This window comes from Rhizobium aureum (genome assembly GCF_030182495.1).
GTDB classification, from domain to species: domain Bacteria; phylum Pseudomonadota; class Alphaproteobacteria; order Rhizobiales; family Rhizobiaceae; genus Rhizobium; species Rhizobium tropici_C.
The window spans coordinates 38,583-55,184 of record NZ_JAQJCI010000025.1 but is presented as its reverse complement, the minus strand read 5'-3'; the positions used below and the strand labels follow the sequence as shown (position 1 = coordinate 55,184).

At 60.0% G+C, this 16,602-nt stretch carries 13 protein-coding genes; 5 read left to right on the top strand and 8 right to left on the bottom strand.

Translation table 11 applies throughout. From position 1 onward, the window contains the following. Positions 1-174 precede the first annotated feature (174 nt). Together PH552_RS31285 and PH552_RS31280 are read right to left on the bottom strand one after the other, a co-directional pair. Complete coding sequence (locus PH552_RS31285; protein ID WP_112340218.1) at positions 175-1,185, bottom strand: polysaccharide pyruvyl transferase family protein; 1,011 nt, start codon at positions 1,183-1,185, stop codon at positions 175-177. A gap of 54 nt (positions 1,186-1,239) precedes the next feature. After that, positions 1,240-2,724 carry a lipopolysaccharide biosynthesis protein gene (locus PH552_RS31280; protein ID WP_113251024.1) on the bottom strand — a complete coding sequence of 495 codons (1,485 nt, stop codon included), beginning with the start codon at positions 2,722-2,724 and terminating at the stop codon, positions 1,240-1,242. A gap of 647 nt (positions 2,725-3,371) precedes the next feature. On the opposite strand from PH552_RS31280, the gene PH552_RS31275 reads away from it, so the two are divergent. Then, positions 3,372-3,770 carry a DUF1236 domain-containing protein gene (locus PH552_RS31275; protein WP_113251023.1) on the top strand — a complete coding sequence of 133 codons (399 nt, stop codon included), beginning with the start codon at positions 3,372-3,374 and terminating at the stop codon, positions 3,768-3,770. 74 nt (positions 3,771-3,844) lie between these two features. Here the strand turns inward: PH552_RS31275 and PH552_RS31270 are convergent, their stop codons facing one another. Continuing rightward, positions 3,845-4,702 (bottom strand): LysR family transcriptional regulator, encoded by an 858-nt coding sequence (locus tag PH552_RS31270; protein ID WP_113251022.1) that lies wholly within the window; start codon positions 4,700-4,702, stop codon positions 3,845-3,847. A gap of 106 nt (positions 4,703-4,808) precedes the next feature. Here PH552_RS31270 and PH552_RS31265 point away from each other — a divergent pair, with 106 nt between their 5' ends. After that, a complete protein-coding gene (locus PH552_RS31265) occupies positions 4,809-5,267 on the top strand; it encodes a DUF3237 domain-containing protein (protein ID WP_113251021.1) in 459 nt (152 codons plus the stop codon). 104 nt (positions 5,268-5,371) lie between these two features. Here PH552_RS31265 and PH552_RS31260 read toward each other — a convergent pair whose 3' ends face one another. The 4 genes from PH552_RS31260 to PH552_RS31245 all read right to left on the bottom strand — a co-directional run bounded on the left by PH552_RS31260 (position 5,372) and on the right by PH552_RS31245 (position 11,441). Then, entirely contained in the window at positions 5,372-6,253 is an 882-nt protein-coding gene (locus tag PH552_RS31260; protein ID WP_285166564.1) for a carbohydrate ABC transporter permease, read from the bottom strand. Continuing rightward, positions 6,250-7,143, bottom strand: a complete 894-nt coding sequence (locus PH552_RS31255) for a carbohydrate ABC transporter permease (protein ID WP_112340223.1) — start codon at positions 7,141-7,143, stop codon at positions 6,250-6,252. Before PH552_RS31255 ends, PH552_RS31260 begins: the two co-directional genes overlap by 4 nt. A 68-nt stretch (positions 7,144-7,211) precedes the next feature. After that, positions 7,212-8,471, bottom strand: coding sequence for a type 2 periplasmic-binding domain-containing protein (locus PH552_RS31250; RefSeq protein WP_113251018.1), 1,260 nt, complete (start codon positions 8,469-8,471; stop codon positions 7,212-7,214). A 225-nt stretch (positions 8,472-8,696) separates the two neighbouring features. After that, the gene (locus tag PH552_RS31245; RefSeq protein WP_285166562.1) at positions 8,697-11,441 is read right to left on the bottom strand and encodes a glycoside hydrolase family 2 protein; all 2,745 of its coding nucleotides are present in this window, start codon (positions 11,439-11,441) and stop codon (positions 8,697-8,699) included. 154 nt (positions 11,442-11,595) lie between these two features. On the opposite strand from PH552_RS31245, the gene PH552_RS31240 reads away from it, so the two are divergent. After that, positions 11,596-12,621 carry a LacI family DNA-binding transcriptional regulator gene (locus PH552_RS31240; protein ID WP_285166560.1) on the top strand — a complete coding sequence of 342 codons (1,026 nt, stop codon included), beginning with the start codon at positions 11,596-11,598 and terminating at the stop codon, positions 12,619-12,621. Positions 12,622-12,651: 30 nt separating this feature from the next. On the opposite strand, the gene PH552_RS31235 is transcribed toward PH552_RS31240, so the two are convergent. Beyond that, positions 12,652-13,293, bottom strand: coding sequence for a GntR family transcriptional regulator (locus PH552_RS31235; RefSeq protein WP_112340227.1), 642 nt, complete (start codon positions 13,291-13,293; stop codon positions 12,652-12,654). 178 nt (positions 13,294-13,471) lie between these two features. On the opposite strand from PH552_RS31235, the gene PH552_RS31230 reads away from it, so the two are divergent. Both PH552_RS31230 and PH552_RS31225 read left to right on the top strand, forming a co-directional pair. After that, the gene (locus PH552_RS31230) at positions 13,472-14,896 is read left to right on the top strand and encodes a M20 family metallopeptidase (RefSeq protein ID WP_113251014.1); all 1,425 of its coding nucleotides are present in this window, start codon (positions 13,472-13,474) and stop codon (positions 14,894-14,896) included. After that, complete coding sequence (locus tag PH552_RS31225; protein ID WP_285166558.1) at positions 14,889-16,565, top strand: M28 family peptidase; 1,677 nt, start codon at positions 14,889-14,891, stop codon at positions 16,563-16,565. The genes PH552_RS31230 and PH552_RS31225 overlap by 8 nt, the downstream gene beginning before the upstream one ends. Positions 16,566-16,602 lie beyond the last annotated feature (37 nt).

Sequence of the window (16,602 nt, the reverse complement as noted above, 5' to 3'; positions counted from 1 at the left end):
CGTCTTGTTCAGCTATGCCGTTTGGCGCCGCGCTCTCAGCGTGGATGGCCAATCCGCTGGAGCCCTTTATCCCGCAAATGCCGCGAAATCAAATCGCGGCCACCAGCAGCCGACGGTGACATGAATCCATGCGATCGAGAACCACGAGGCTGAGCATTCACCGATGGCCGCGTTTCAAGCGGCCGGTACGAGCGTCTGATCGGCCTGGTGGCGCGCCCAGGCGATCCCGTCCTCGAGCGATGTCGCCCGGTATGCCAGATCGGTGCCGCCGGAAAATGCGGCCATGAACCTGCGTATCTTGCCGTAGCTGTTGTCCAGCACCGCATGCGGCCGGCCGAGCAGGATCGAGCAGATATGGACGTGAAGCCGGTCAGTGACGAGCGCCCGACCGCGGGAGATCTGCCTGATGCCGCGACCCAGCCTGTTGTGGGCCGCCGCATCGAGCTTGCGCAGCCGTATTTCGGCCGGCTTGAGAGCGAGCAAGGCCGTCGCCGCACCAAGCGCCTTGGAGATGCGCACCCGTCTGGCGGATTCGGTGGTCCAGTCCTCTTTCGGAATATCGGGATAGGCCGAGAGATTGGCATCTCCGACTTTTTCGAGGTCGGATCTCAGCATGGCAAGGACGGGAAATTCCGGCTCCTGCGGCTGGATTGCTCCGATGGAAAAGGCCATATCCGGGCAAAGACGCACTTCGCAATCGAAATGCTTGAGGGCGAACTCCTTCGACTCCTCGTCGCGCACCAGCAAGACGAAGTTTTTGTGCCGTCCGATGACGCGGGCGCTTTCGGCGAGGCGGGCCTCGGACTTGTAGTGGATGGATTGCGGGAACTGAATCACCTGGCGATCGGGAAACCGCTCCAGGACCCGTTCGCGGAAATCCTGATGCGCATCCCATATATCGCCGAAATTGCCGCCGCCATGAATGAAGATCGGACCGGTCGGCATGGTCCGCTCGAGTTGCTCGGGTGAAAAATCGTCGATCCGCGAGACATAGGTCGGCCGCTTGCCGTATCTCCGCTTGAGATAGGCCATTTCGCCGAGCCAGATGGCGGAGTCGCCACAATTGCGGATATCGGGAAAGTCGAGGATCGCCAAAGGCTCATCATGGCTGATGTAGTCTTTCAGGCAATCGTGGATCATGTCGTCCAATTTCGCGATCAGGACTCGATTTGATTGCAATGTCATTTCCCCATTCCCCTTTAGATGACAAGGCAGCTCGGCCGGCCTGGCCGAACGTTCTCAGGCAAGGCGCAATTTCGGCAGCACTTTGCCGAGTATGGTTTGGACCTCTGTTTCGGGACCGGTCGGACGCTTCATCAACCTCCAGAGGAGGAAAGTCGAACCGCAATAGAGCAAGCCGCCAAGCACGATCAGCATGGCGAGATGCGTCACGAGCAAGAGCTTGTCGTCCGTCGGCGCCAGATGGCTCGATGCCAGCGATACGCCGGCCGCCATCACGGCGACGCTTGCGAGCGCCCGAAGGTTCACCGACAATTGTTTCGCAACGGTGATGCCGGTGAAGCGCCGCACGAGCATCATGTTGACGGCGGTGCTGAAGAGGCCGGTGAAGACCCGGCCGGCAATGACGCCCGGCAGGCCATAGAGCATCAGGCCGCCAATCATGATCGGCACCCGCAGGCAGAACATCTGGGTATCGCGGACGAAGAGCACCCGGGTCTCGCCCTTGGCCATGCCGAGCGGCTGCACCAGCGAGCCGAGCGTCTGCAGCGCAAAGACCGAGGCAAGCGACTGGATGATGAAGATGACAGGTGCCCATTTGTCGCCCAGCGCGAGCCTGACCAGCGGATCGGCGGTCACCGCCACCCCGATGCCGGCGGGAAGTGCTACGGCGGCAACCAGCGCCTGCACGCGCTGATACGCGGCGGCGAGCCTGCCGGGGTCGTTATGAATGCCGGCAAAAGCCGGATAGATCGTCTGCGTGAGGGGTGCGGTCGCTTCCCGCGTCGGCATCATGGCGAGGTTGCTGCCGACGGAATAGTAACCGAGCTGAATCCCGCCGAGCATCTTACCGACAAGCAGATAATCGAAGCGCCAATTGAGCGTGCTGACGATCTGTCCGGCTGTAAGCCAGGCGGAAAAGGAAAAGAACTCCCGCATATGCTTGAAGGTGATCGTGGGCCGGAACGGCAGCACGAGATAGGAGACGATGACATTCGTCGCCTGGCTTATGAGGGTTCCGATGACCAGCGCCCAATAGCTTTGATAGATCACCGCAATCGCAACGGAGGCGACGAAACCGGCGAATTTCTGCGAAACCGCAAGCACGAACTCCTGCCAGAAGATCAGATCGCGCTGGAGCATGATGCGGCGCGGATTTGTGAGGCCGCCCATCAGCATGCTGATGCCAAGCGCCAGCATGACGCCCGTCAGTCTGGGCTCGTTGAAGAGGGCGGCGGCCGGATAGGCAAAGATCGCAAACAGGATGCAGATTGCCAGTCCGCGCGCAGCGTTGAGGGTCCAGGCAGCGCTGAAATGGGATTCGTCCGGCGCCGCATGCCGGATCAGCGCTTCGGAAAGGGAAAGTTCGGTAACGGTCGTGACGATCATCAGTATCGTCATGCCCAGGGCGACCACGCCGAAGTCGGCGGGCGCCAGATAGCGCGCCAAGACGAAAGTGCTGAGTGTCGCAAGCCCGTTCACGATCGTCCGAGACAGGCTCAACCACATGCTTCCCTTGACGAGGCGTCCAGTGATACTGGTCATACGATATCCAAGTTTCCGCTACGCAATCAGGTGACTGGAGGCGCGATCCGCACGAATAAACCATGCCGTACCGATCCTTGCGGATCGGAACAGCGCGGGAGAGCCATATGGTCGCTGTAAGCAAAGGACGCCCCGGCGTCTCAGCGGGAACTAGTTCGAAGATTTCACATGTCAACGCTTCCAATTCATTTTCGCATCATTTCTGGATCATTTTCGCATCAGTTTCAGATCATCGGCCCGCGACGCTCGATTCATCGGAAATTGGATTTGTCTGACGCGCTGACGGTCTTGGCCAACGATGCCGCAACACCTTGTCAACTGTGACGTGGCAGCGGTCGCCCGATCGATCGCAGCCGTCAGGCCCGACACCCATCGGGACCTTCGATCATGTCATGCAGCGACTGAGAGCGGTCCTTTAGCAAGCTGCATTGGATCGCCTATTGCCAGGCTTGGAACCTGGTTTGATACAGCCGGGGACCGCCGTTGCGGAAGCCAAGTCAGGGCGCTTCTCGCACTCGTCACTCACGAATTTTGTCAATGCGGTTCCAACTTGTGATGGCGGCAATCAGCCCTAAAAGCGGAACATTCCGGTGTCCAATCGTATTCCCCTTTCAGCTCTTCGGAGCCGATAAGCAAAGGAGAATGCTATGTGTACGAAACTTATCGTGACAGCGGCCGCCGCCTTTGGTCTTCTCGCTGGTTCAGCCTTCGCGCAGTCGTCGACGGTTACCGGGGCTGCGGGCGGCGCGGTTACCGGCGCTGTTGTCGGCGGCCCCGTGGGCGCCGCCGTCGGCGGTGTGACGGGTGCCATTGTCGGCACCGCAATCGATCCGCCGCCGCAGAAGGTCATCACCTACGTACAGGAACAGCCGATGCCTCCTTCCGAGGCCGTCGTGCAGGATCGAATTGTCGTAGGCCAGCCGCTTCCGGAGACCGTTGTCGTCACGCCGGTTCCTGAAAATCCGGCTTACGCCTATGCGGTCGTCAATCATGAGCGCGTTATCGTTCAACCGAAGACGCGCAAGGTTGTCAAAATCCTCGATTGATCGCAGCGAGGGCCTCCCCCGCGGGGAGGCCCTTTGGGCGCGACATCGGCTTCGGCGAAGGCACCGAGGGCGTGTTAGGCGAACTCTTGCGCTTGCTCACAAAGCCAAGCACAAAGCTGTCTGGGCGCGAGGCGGGAGTCGTCAGTTCGCATCAGCGCAAAATGCCAGGCCGGGCCGCTGAGCACATATGGGAATGGTGCGATCAGAAGTCCCTGTTCCAGAAGCGGCCGATATAAGGAGGGCGATAGCAGAGCGACCCCGACACCTGCGATCGCCGCGTTGGCGTCCAGATCGTGCGTGGGGTAATCGACCGTGACAAACTGCAGAGTTTGCGGCACCTCAGATCGAGCGTTCCAAAACCACGCTTCCCAATCCGGATGCGGTAAAAGCTTGAAATCGGCCAATGCATTCGGCTCGTTCAGGCGCCTCGTTCGAAGGAGGGAAGGCGCCAGCATCGGCGTCGCTTCAACCGGCATAAGCCGGTATTCATCGAGCCCTTCCCAGCCACCGCGGCCCGTGCGAATGGCAACGTCAAACGCGCTGGGATCACGGATATCGGCGGAAACGTCGACTTCGATGGGCGGCGTACCCGCCGAGGGATAGCGTGACAGCCGCGGCGCGAGCCAGCGCGATGCGAATGTCGGAGGTGCCGTCAACCGCACCGGTGGCGTGGTCGCCTGAAATTCATCAAGGGCTCCCGCAATTCCATCCAATGCCTCGCGGATTCGGCTTGCCAGAACGGCGGCCGTGGCTGTCGGGACGACACGCCGGCCGAACCGCTCGAAGAGGGGCTGACCAAGTTCGGTCTCCAATGTGCGGATGCGAAGGCTAACGGCCGCAGGGGTGAGGCACAGCCGATCCGCAGCGCGGGCGAAGCTGCCGGCCGCAACGCAGGCTTCCAATATCCGCAAGGATTCCAACGGCGGCCGCATGCTCTTTTCTCTTTGACTAGCTTTTCTTGTGACGATCTCAAGCAAAGAGCGTTTTGGGCGTGAAACGCCTTCGGCTAGGGTTCGGTTCAACAATAGGAGATCCGACATGACCCTGCAATCTCGGCACTTATTCACTCTTTTCATGACGCTTCATCCCGCGTTGGAACTTGGCAAAACGCCGGCGGGTGGCCGTCGGGTGTTTCCCGTCTCGGGCGGGCATTTCCGGGGCGAGCGCCTGAAGGGGGAAGTCTCACCGCTTATCGGCTCCGATCTCCTGCTGGCACGCGCCGATGGGACGTTTCAACAGGATGTAAGGCTTCTGCTCGTCGCAGACGATGGCGGCCTAATCCTGATGACCTATCGCGGCGTCAGGCGCTCCAGCCCTGTCGTTGACGAGCGTCTCGCTCGTGGTGAGAAGGTCGACGCCTCCGAATATTATCTCCGCACTACGCCATATTTCGAGACTGCCGCGCCGCGGCACGCGTGGCTCAACCAAATCGTCGCGGTTGCACAGGGAGGGCGCTGCCCCGGCGGCGTCGAGTATGACGTTTTCGAAATTCTCTGAACGCGCTTTCGGCCGAGTTGATTCACGCGCATCGCTTCGGGCAGGAAGTGCCACGATTGGAAGGCACGGTCAGATAGCGTGATCGGAGACCACGCGCCCGGCTATTATCCCTTTATTCCGGCGGAAAGCATGATGGCGCGCGTGATCTGCCGTTGGAAGAGGAGGTAGAGAATGGCGACCGGGAGGCCCGCCAATACCGACGCGGCCATGTCTTTGGCGAAACGGACGCCGAAGACATCTTTCACCTGCGTGATACCAACGGGGATGGTGATTGTCGCATCCGACGTCGCGACCAGGAAAGGCCATAGGAAATTGTTCCATGCCGCTATGAATGTGGTGATGCCAAGCGCGGTGATGACACCCCAGTTCATCGGCACATAAATCTTCCAAAGCGTTCTCAAGTGACCGGCATTGTCGAGCATTGCCGCTTCGCGGAATTCCTTCGGGATCTGGTCGAAGAACTGCTTCAGGATGATGATGACCGACGGCACGACCAGTTGCGGCAGAACGATGCCGCCCCAGGTGTTGATCAATCCGAACGAGTTCATCAGCACGAAATGGTTGATGATGAGCGCTTCAGTCGGGACCATCACCGAGGCGATCAGCGCGCCGTAAATCAGGCGGCGGCCGGGAAACTGGATTTGGCTGAGCGCATAGGCGCAGCAAAGGCTCATCGCAAGCACCAGAACCGCGACAATCGCCGATGTCGCGACGGAGTTGACATACCATTGGATGATGCTGGAGCGTTCGATCACATAGAGATAGGGCTCCAACGTCGGCGCTTTCGGGAAAAGCCCGGGCGTTTTGCTCACCACCTCGGTGTCCGATTTCAGCGATGTCGCGATGGCCCAGTAAAGCGGAAAGAACCAGATCAGCGCTCCGAGCGCGGTCAACACGGTTAGCGCGCGGCCGCTCCAGCGTCCGGCAGCGACATGGTGGCTTGCCGGCGCAAGGCCTGCTCCCGGATCACTTATCCGGCCGCTCATCTTTCGCCTCGTGCACGCAGGAACTGGTATTGCAGGACTGAGGCAATCAGGATGATGACGAACAGAATAGTGGCGACGGCCGCACCTTCACCGCCCTTGTTCTGCTTGAAGGCGAGATCGTAGATGACGCTCATGACGACGGATTGAGCGTCAGCTGGCGTGCGGGCGAAATAGCCCAGCAGGTAGGGCTGCGCAAAAATCTTGAACTGCGCGATCAGCTGCAGCGTCAGCACCAGTGCCGTGACCGGCCAGATCAGCGGCCAGGTTATCCTCGAAAACACGCGCCAGCGATTGGCATTGTCGAGTGCGGCTGCCTCGTAGACGTCGGGCGAAATGCTGCGCAGGGCAGCCAGGAACAGAAGAATATTGAAGCCGATCGTCCACCAGATCGTGACGACGGCGACGGAAGGCATGAAATAGGTCGGCGAACGCAGCACCGGCAGCGGCCTGCCGCCGGTAAACAGGCCGATGACGTTCTGGATGACGCCGTATTGCATGTTTGCAATCCAGCTCCAGATCTGGGTCACGACGGAAACCGGCAGAATGGAGGGCAGGAAAAAGCACGCGAGGACCAGCATCTGTGTGCGCCCGCTCAAGCGGTTGATGCCCATGGCGATGAACAGTGCGAGAAACGTGCCGGGAACGACGGTCAGAACGATGAAATACAGCGTATTCACAAGCGCCTTTTGCAACTGGGGCGAGGCAAGCTGGCGCATGTAATTGTCGAGGCCCACCCATTCGCCGGGGCCGATCAGCGGCGCATTGGTCAGGCTCATCGCCACCATGCGAAAGGTCGGATAGGCAAAGATGAGCAGAAAGGTGATGACGGCCGGAGCCACCAGCAGTGCCGCAATCACATTGTCCTGCTTCCTGTTGCTGACTGCCGCCATCTGTCACCTGTCTTGGTTGACCAGCCCCAGGGGAGGGTATGGCCCCTGGGGATCGTTGACGGAGAACCTCATTGAGAATTCATGTGGTCACGAAACTTCTCAAGCGTCTCCTTCACGTCGCCTTCGCCGTTCAGCGGACCGGACACCATGTTCTGCCAGTCGTCGTCGAACTTGGACGCGGCACCGGTGAGCGGCGTCTTCGGCATGTAGAAGGCATTGAGCGCCATGGCGGCATAATCCGATTGCGGTTTGAGCGCCTTGTAGGCCGCGGAGGTGCTGACGGGCAGATAGGCGGGGATATGGCCGGCGGCGGCCCATTCCAGCGAGTTCACGTTCATCCACCGGATGACTTCGAGAACCGCGGCGCGCTTTTCCGGCGTCATGGTGACACCGACATTGTTGGGAATGACGAAGGAGTGCGAGTCTGCCCAATTGGCCGGCTTGCCCATCCAGGCCGGAATGTTGATCATGCCGTAATCGAAACCGTTGCCCTTGGCGACCTCGGTTTCCATGGTCGGCAGCTCCCAGTTGCCGTTCAGGAAAAAGGCGGATTGACCGGCGAGGAAGGTCGGCGTGATGGTTTCGGAGTCGATATAGGGCTGAGCCCAACCTTGCTTCACCCAATCGGCAACCTCGCTATATGCCTTTTCCATCTTGTCGAGATTGTCACCTTGCAGGAACTTGCCATTGTCTGTCAGCGTACCTCCCAGTTGGCCGAACAGCGTATAGATGTCGCGCAAATCGCCGGTTGACGAGGCAATGACGACACCATCTTTTCCTGCCTCCTTGGCCTTGGCCAAGAGTGCGCGCCAACCCTCCAGCGTGTCGATGCCGGTGGGCTTGCCGTCGTTGCCGAGCGCTCCGAGGTCCTTCAGCACGTTCTTGTTGTAATAGAGCACCTCGCCATGGACATCAAAAGGAACGGCATAACGGACATTGTCGACCGTCGAGGCTGCAATCGCGTTCGGCGGATAGTCGCTGTCCTTCAGGCCGACGGCCTCGAGCTCCTTCGGATCGATCGGTGAGACCGTCTTGGCCGAAACCGCGGCAGCCAGCCGCGACAGGTGATAAGTCGCGATATCAGGTCCTTGGCCGACGGCAGCGGATGTCTGCAGTTTGGTATAGTAAGGAATACCCCATTCGAGCGTCGTGCCCGTGATCTGAATCTTGTCCTTGTGCTCATCGTTGAAGCGCTGGATCAATGCCTTCATTCGCACGCCGTCGCCTCCGGACAAGAAGTCCCACCAGACGACATTCTCGACTGCGAATGCCGGAAAGGCGGTAACCAGGGCTAGCGCCGCGATCGATGTTCTCAACAGATTACGCATTTCTCTCCTCCAGACTGTTCTATTTTCCTCCCAAGCCTCCCTTCAAGGGTGGCCTTATGCCCTGTGACGCCGCCAACGAGCTGCGTGATGATCGTTCAAATGGCACCCTTTCGTTTCGCCGGCGGCAAATGTAACCAGGCGCCACCTGTCCATCTGATACGTCGATGCCGATGACCTCCTGCATCTCCTCTCGTTGACGTGCGGTGATCCGCTTCTGCCGCAGAGCTATCCGGCAGCCGCTGTTTCGATGATGCAATCAAGCAAGGTTGCTGCGACGGGATCGGCACCAGCGGGCTCGCGCATCAGACCGAAGGTGGTGGCGACAACGCGGCCAGCACCGACACGTCGTTCGGCAATGGTCGCACAGGGTTTGTGAATCCAGCCCACCATCGTGCCGGCATGGACCAAGCCGTCGAAATGGATCGGACGGAAGCCGGTGATGACGCGGTTGGGATTGACGCTGACGAAGGAAAGGTCTGTCAGCGGGCCGCCTGGCAGCCGCTCGAAAGGCCCCGAACGTTTCACCCAGCTGAAACCTGTAACCCAATTGCCTTTCCAGATGGTGCCGTTGCGTTCGGTGACACGCATCTGCGGCATGGACTGCCCGCGGTCGCCGCCGGTCGGATAATTCCAGTTTGGCTGGTCATTGCGCAGATTGCCGAAAGGAATGGGTGCCGCATCGGCCAGCGACACATAATGGGCGCCGTGCTCCATGGCATCGATATCGGTTTGGCTGAGGGAGGATGCGACCCGCACCTCCGCCCCGTCGGCATCGGCAAGTTCGTAGCCAAGTGCGCGCAGATATTGTGCGATCTCGGTTTCCGCCGAGAAGACGGAGATTGTGGGCTTTGACCGGCGACCGTAGACGCTGACCTCGAGGCTGTTGCGCGCGATCTCCCGGTCGCCCGCCATAAGCGTGAACTGGATAGTGATCTGTTTGCCGGCCATATCCGCCGTGAAGGGCAGGGAAAGGGCTGGCAAATGATGCAACGACGTCGCGTTCAGTGCCGGAATTGCGATTCTTCCGGTATTCGCGCCATTGACGCTCCAGCGCAGTTCGGTCGGCGGGAGCGCCTTGCCGCCGGTCGAGATTTCGAGTTCAATGCTTGCCGCATCGCCTGCCCAGACCGCGTAATGCTGCATGCGCGGCACGATGACGATATCGGTATTAATCTCGTGGAAGCGGTTGTGATAGGCACGCCTGTTGCGCTGAATGTCCATCAGGCCATTGGCTTCCCAATGCAAGTCGGTCAGCTCGGTGATGACGTAACCCTGGATTGAGGCATGGCGGCGCATTTCCTCGATCTCGAATTTGAGCGCATTGAACTGATGCCACTGCGTGTCCTCGATGAAGGACCCGAAGGTCGGAAAGACCTTGTCGAACTGATAGGTACGGAAGCGTTGCTCGACGCCGTGCGGATAGGTCGCGCCGTCGCTATCCCATTCCAGACCGTTGATGAACCAGAACGGCTCCTTGCCGTCCTGCTTGAGCTTGTCGGGATGCGGCAGGCCCCAGACGCCGAACTCGGAAACGACGAGCGGCTCGTCGCCACGCCGTTTGGCATCGCCGTTCGGCGAATAGGACCAGCTCGGCCTTCCGGCGAAGGCTGAAACCCAATCGGCCCACTCGCGCGCCATTTCCGGGACGGAGGCATAGTAATGGTAGTCGTCGATGTCGGAAACGACGTGAAAGTTGGGAATGCAGGCGGAATTGTCGACGACGAGCCGCGTCGGATCCTTCTCTTTCAGCCAGTGATAGGCCTTTTCCAACCAGGATCGCTGATCGGCGCTTTCGACAAGGCGTGTTCCCCAGTCCTCGTTGATGATGGTCCAGATCACGATGGAGGGATGATTGCCGTCACGGCGCAGAATTCCTTCCATCGTATCGAGCAGGCGCTTCGCCGACTTCTCGGTGAAGGTCTGAATGTTCGGGATTTCCGTCCAGACCAGCAGGCCAAACCGATCCGCCACATCGTAGTATCGTGGATCGGGCACCTTGATGTGGCAGCGCAGCAGGTTAAGCCCGAGTTCCTTCGCCTTGCGCGCCTGATCTTCCAGGAATTCGACCGATGGCGGCGTGTAGATGCCCTCGGGATAATAGTCCTGATCCAATGCGCCACGCATGTAGAAGGGCTGTCCGTTCAGGAAGAACTTGCCATCCTTCGCTTCGAAGGTGCGAAAGCCGAAATTCTGCTCCACTGCGTCGATTATGACGCTCCCCTCTGACAGCTCCGCAACGGTGCGATAGAGCGCGGGATCGTCGAGCGACCATGCCTCCACGTTGGCGACTTTGAGGGTGGCGGAGGCTTTTGCCTCACCGTTAAGGGCGAGCTCGGTGGCTGATGCGACCGCACCATTGCGGTCGAGAAGCGTGATCATCAAGGCGCCGGTAAAGGCTGCTGCCAGCTCGACATCGATAGTGACGTCGCCCGTGGCGAGATCGGCGCGAATGGCCTGGTGGGTGATGTGAGCCTTACAGCGGCATTCGAGCCATACCGACTGCCAAATGCCTCCCAGCATGCCGTACCAGCTCTGCTTACCGTGCGGGATCTCGTCAAACGGAAAGTCGGGAAAAGCCTGTGCGTCGGCACTCGGCAACGTAACCTTCACCTTCACGCGCATTTCGTCGTCAAGGAGATCGCCGGGAATGACGAATTCGAACGGCAGATAGCCGCCTTCGTGAGAACCGAGCGTGTGGCCGTTGACCGAAACTTCGGCGAAATAGTTAACGGCGCCGAAATGCACGATGACCTGACGATCCCGCCATTCTTTGGGCACCATGAACGCCCGGGAGTAGGTCGCAATGCCTGCCGCGGCTCGCAGATCCGGAAAATGTGCCTGCCAGGGCGCGGGCACGGCAATCGTCGTCGACGTTTGTCCTTCCAGATGAAAGTCCCAGCTTCCGTCGAGAGACCGGCGCGCACGCGGCCCGGAACGTCTGTCGGCGAAACGGCGGGAGGCGATGGTCATAGCCGCGAGCTTTCCGGTTGGATTAAGTCACAAAATAAGTTACATAAAAGTTTCGTAACTTATATGCTTAACTTCCGCAAGAGCCGCAGCTTCACATCGCCCGTCAGATTTTCTAACGTGCATGGAGCCGCCCTGAATCCGAGAAAGAAACTGAGTGAACGACCAAACGACGAAACGACCGACCATGTCCGATATCGCCTCGCGGGTCGGCGTTTCCCATGCGACGGTTTCGCTGGTGCTGAACGAGGTGCCCGGCAGGCGGGTGTCGGAGAAGGTACGCGAGCGTGTGCTGGCGGTTGCCGGGGAACTTGGCTATCACAAGACCGTGCCGGCCAATGACCCGATCGGCGGAATCATCGTTCTACTGATCGACGATCTCATGGCCTCGCAGCATGCCGCGCCGCTGATAGAAGGCGTGCGGGTCGCAGCGGAGGAGCAGGGTCTGGCGGCACTCACCGTCGTCACCGGCGGACAGGTCGAATTCGCGGAATCCATTCTTGACTATCTTGGGCGGCGCCAGATCGTCGGCGTGATCTATGCCACGTTGATTACTCAGCTCGCCCCCGTGCTGCCGTCCAAGCTCGGCAACTATCCGACCGTGCTTTTGAACTGCCACCAGCAGCGAGCTGAATTCTCGTCCATCATTCCGGGCGATCATGCCGGCGGTTTCGCGGCCACGGAGGCGTTGATCAAGGCCGGACATCGCCGCATAGCCATGATCGATGCAGGCAGGCAGCGGTTGGAAGCGGCGCGGGATCGCCTCAGCGGCTATCGCCAGGCACTGACGACTTACGATATCGCCGTCGATCCGGAGTTGATCCTCTCGGAGGCCTGGTCGCTCGATCTCGGTCGAGAGAAGATGCTGCAATTGCTCGACCTGCCGTCGCCGCCGACCGCGGTGTTCTGCTTTTCAGACAGGGTGGCAATGGGTGCCTATGACGCGATCAGGATGCGCGGCCTGAGAATCCCCGACGATATTTCCGTCGTCGGATTCGACGATGAAAGCCTTGCCCGAAAAATCCTGCCCCCACTCACGACGTTGAAGCTACCGCACATGGACATGGGGCGATGGGCGGTGACTGAGCTCCTGGAAAAGGTGGCGCAGCCGAAGAAGTCGCCGGTGCGCCTGAAGATGGAATGCCAATTGGTTATACGCAAGTCCATCGGTCCACCGCCTTAAGACCGAATTGCAGCCTTAGTTGATAGCCGATCAGGCCTGAAGAATGTGCCTGCGCGTCAGTTCCATCAGATGACCGACATCACCTTTCTCTATCGCATCAACCATCTGCTGATGTTCGTGGCCGGATTGCTCGATGCGCGCGCGCGTTCGCCATTGCGACACAGGGGCGGACGACGTTCGCTGCCGAATTTCCGTGATCAGCTCCACGAGCTCCTGATTGCCGGCGATTGCAAGCAAATCGCGATGAAAGGCGAGATTGGCTTCGTAAAGTTCAAGCATGGTACCGTTCAGCACCAGATCGTCGAAGCGTGAAGCAAGAACCCGCAAATTCGCGATATCTGCCGCGCTCGCCTTCGCAACGATACGGTCGCTGACGGCGACTTCGAGAATGACACGAATGTCGCTGACCTCCTGAGCGCGGCGTCCATCCTGCTCATGAACGTGATAGCCACGATTGGGAATATGCTCCACCAGTCGCTTCTGCACCAGCCGGTCTAGCGCCCGGCGGACCTCGGGTCGCGTACAGCTGTATCGCCGTTCGAGGTCGATCTGCTTCAGCCAGGTTCCGGGCGGGAGGCGGCCGGCAAGAATATCCTGGAGAATGAGTTCAGTCACATCGGGCGTTTGCGGCTCTTGTGCTTGCGCTGCCGCTCCGGCTTCCAGCGAATTCATGCAGTTCTCCCCAGCCTTCCGTTTTCGGCGACGAGTATCATAGCTCTCCCTTGGCTCACAACGAGCCCGATTATCGGTGCTGAAAAAATATTCATGCTTATCTCTTGCGCAGTCATTTCAATTGGCGCATAAATTGGCGCCAATTTGGATACCATTATATGAGGCGGCTTGTAAATCCATGCAAAACTCCGATGCGATCTGGGACATTGTCGAAAAAAAACGAGCGGCCTTCCTCGAGCTGAGCGACCGGATCTGGGACATTCCGGAGACGAACTACCTGGAGTACCAATCCGCCGAAGAGCATGCACGCCTGCTGGAAACTGAAGGTTTTCGCGTCGAGCGCGGCATTGCCGGCTTGCCGACGGCAGTCATGGGAGAAGCGGGCGAAGGCGGTCCGGTGATCGCGATCCTCGGCGAGTTCGATGCCCTGCCGGGGCTTAGCCAAGAGGCGGGGATTGCCGAGGAGCGGCCGCTGGTCGACGGCGGCAACGGTCATGGCTGCGGTCACAATATGCTCGGTGCCGGATCGATGCTCGCTGCCGCTGCCGTCAAGGATTTTCTTGCGGAGAACGGCCTGAAGGGACGGGTGCGCTATTATGGATGTCCCGCCGAGGAGGGCGGTTCTTCGAAAGGCTTCATGGTTCGGGCCGGCGTTTTCGACGATGTCGATATCGCGATCTCCTGGCATCCGGCAGCCTTTGCCGGTGTCAACAATCCCATCTCGCTTGCCTGCAACGAAATCAACTTCCATTTTTCAGGCCGCGCCTCGCATGCCTCCGCCACGCCTCATCTCGGCCGCAGCGCCCTCGATGCGGTGGAGCTGATGAATGTCGGCGTCAACTACATGCGCGAGCATATGCCTTCGACCGCACGCATCCATTATGCCATCACCGATGCGGGTGGTGCGGCGCCCAACGTCGTGCAGGCACGCGCCACGGTGCGCTATCTCGTCCGCGCGAGAACCTTGCCGGAACTCCTGTCCCTGGTCGCCCGCGTCAAGAAGGTCGCCGAAGGTGCGGCCCTGATGACCGAGACGACCGTGCGCAGCGAGATCATCAGCGGCGACGCCAATCTCGTCGGCAACACGCCGCTCGAAGAATGCATGTTCTCCCATCTGCAGCGGCTTGGACCCCCACGGTTCGATGATGCGGACCGGGAAATGGCCCGCAAGTTCCAGCAGACCTTCAACGCAGAGGATATCGCAGCCTCCTATGGCCGTTTCGCGCTGAGACCGAGGAGGGATCAGCCGCTTTGCGAGGAGATTTTCCCGCTGAACGCCGGCGATGGCACGCTGGTTGGCTCCACCGATGTCGGAACCGTCAGCTGGGTGGTGCCAACAGTGCAGATGCGCGGCGCGACCTATGCCATCGGCACGCCCGGCCATTCCTGGCAACTGGTCGCCCAAGGCAAGCTGCCGGCTGCTCATAAGGGAACCGAGCATGCCGCCAAGGTAATGGCCAGCACGGCCGCAGATCTCATCCGTAGTCCTCAGTTGATCGAAGCCGCCAAGGCGGATCACAAGGCACGCCTTGCAGGAACGCCTTTCGTCAACCCGATCCCCGATGATGTCGAGCCGCCGCTGCCGGAGAAGGTCCATGCCTGACGTGGCCCTGCAGCCGAATCGTGAACAGCTGATGGCGCATATCCGCGAATTTGCCCGCCGGGTGAAGTTGTCGGGAACGCCGGAGGAGCTTGAGAGCTTCCATTACCTTCAGGCGCAGATGGACAGCTACGGGTATCGCACACGGCTGCTGTCGCACGATGCTTTCATCAGTCTGCCCGGCACGGCAAAGGTCGAGATCGACGGCGAAAGTCTTCGCTGCATCACTCATTCGATGTCGGTTTCGAGCGGGGCAGAAGGTATAAGCGGTGACCTCGCCTATGTCGGCGAAGGGACGGAAGCCGATTTCGTCGGCAAGGACGGCGCCGGCAAGATCGTTCTGGTCGACGGAATTGCCACCGAAGAAGTTGCCGCGCTCGCAAGTGCGGCCGGCGCGCTCGGCCAGCTTCATGTAAGTCCAAACGAACACCTTTACGAGATGTGCGTGTCGCCGGTCTGGGGCAGCCCGTCGCAACATACGCAGGCCCAACTCCCGAAGACTGTCATCTGCACCATTGCCAGGGACGATGGCATGCGCCTGCGCGAACGGCTTGCGCGCGGCGAAAAGGTGCAGGCAACGCTGACGGCAGAGGTCGACACCGGATGGCGCAAGACGCCGCTCCTTGTTGCCGAGCTCCAGCCGGCAGGTGAGGACGAGCCATTCGTGCTGTTTTCAGGCCATCACGACACCTGGCATTTCGGTGTCATGGACAATGGCGGCGCCAACGCGACCATGCTGGAGGCGGCCCGCCTGCTTGCCCTTCAGGCAAGTGATTGGCAGCGCGGCCTGCGCATCTGCTTTTGGTCCGGTCATTCGCACGGACGCTACTCCGGTTCTGCCTGGTATGCCGACGAATATTTCGACGAGCTCGATCGCCGGTGCGCGGCGCACGTCAATGTCGATTCCACCGGCGGCGAGGGGGCGACCGTTCTCACCAATTCCGGTGTCATCGACGAGTTGAAGCCACTGGCCGCGGAGGTAATCGAGCGGCTGACCGGGCAAAAGCATGCCGGCAGACGTCACGGCAGAGCCGCGGATCAATCCTTCTGGGGTGTCGGCATCCCCTCGATGTTCGGAAGCCTCAGCCATCAGCCGCCCGGTCCCGTCAAAATGCTGACGGCGCTCGGCTGGTGGTGGCACACCCCGCATGACACGGCGGAACATATCGATCCCGACAATCTCCGACGGGATACACAGATCGTGCTTCAGATACTTTGGCGCCTGCTGACCTCGCCGATCCTGCCGTTGGACTATACCGTTTATGCGGATGCTCTTGGCAAGCAGGTCGCCCAATTGCAGACGGAGCTCGCCGGTCGCATCGATATTTCGGTTCTTGCAAACGCAATCGACGAGTTACGCACCAACGCGAAAGTCATATTGGAGGCGAAGGACCTGTCCGCCGCCAACGCAGCTCGCATCAATGCCGCGCTCATGCGCGCAAGCCGCCATCTCGTGCCGCTCAACTATACGAGCGGCGAGCGCTTCCATCATGATTCCGCCCTACCGCACCCCGCCTGGCCGTCGCTGGAGGGGCTACGAGCGCTGGCAGCCCTACCCGCGGCATCGCCGGAGACAGCTTTCTACGCCGTCCATGCCCGTCAGGTGAGGAATCGCGCCGCCCATGCGTTGAGGCAAGCCAATGCAGCATTGCGTGCGGGCCTGGAGGGCTGACGCAGTCATATCTCAAACTAAACAAACGGCACCTCGA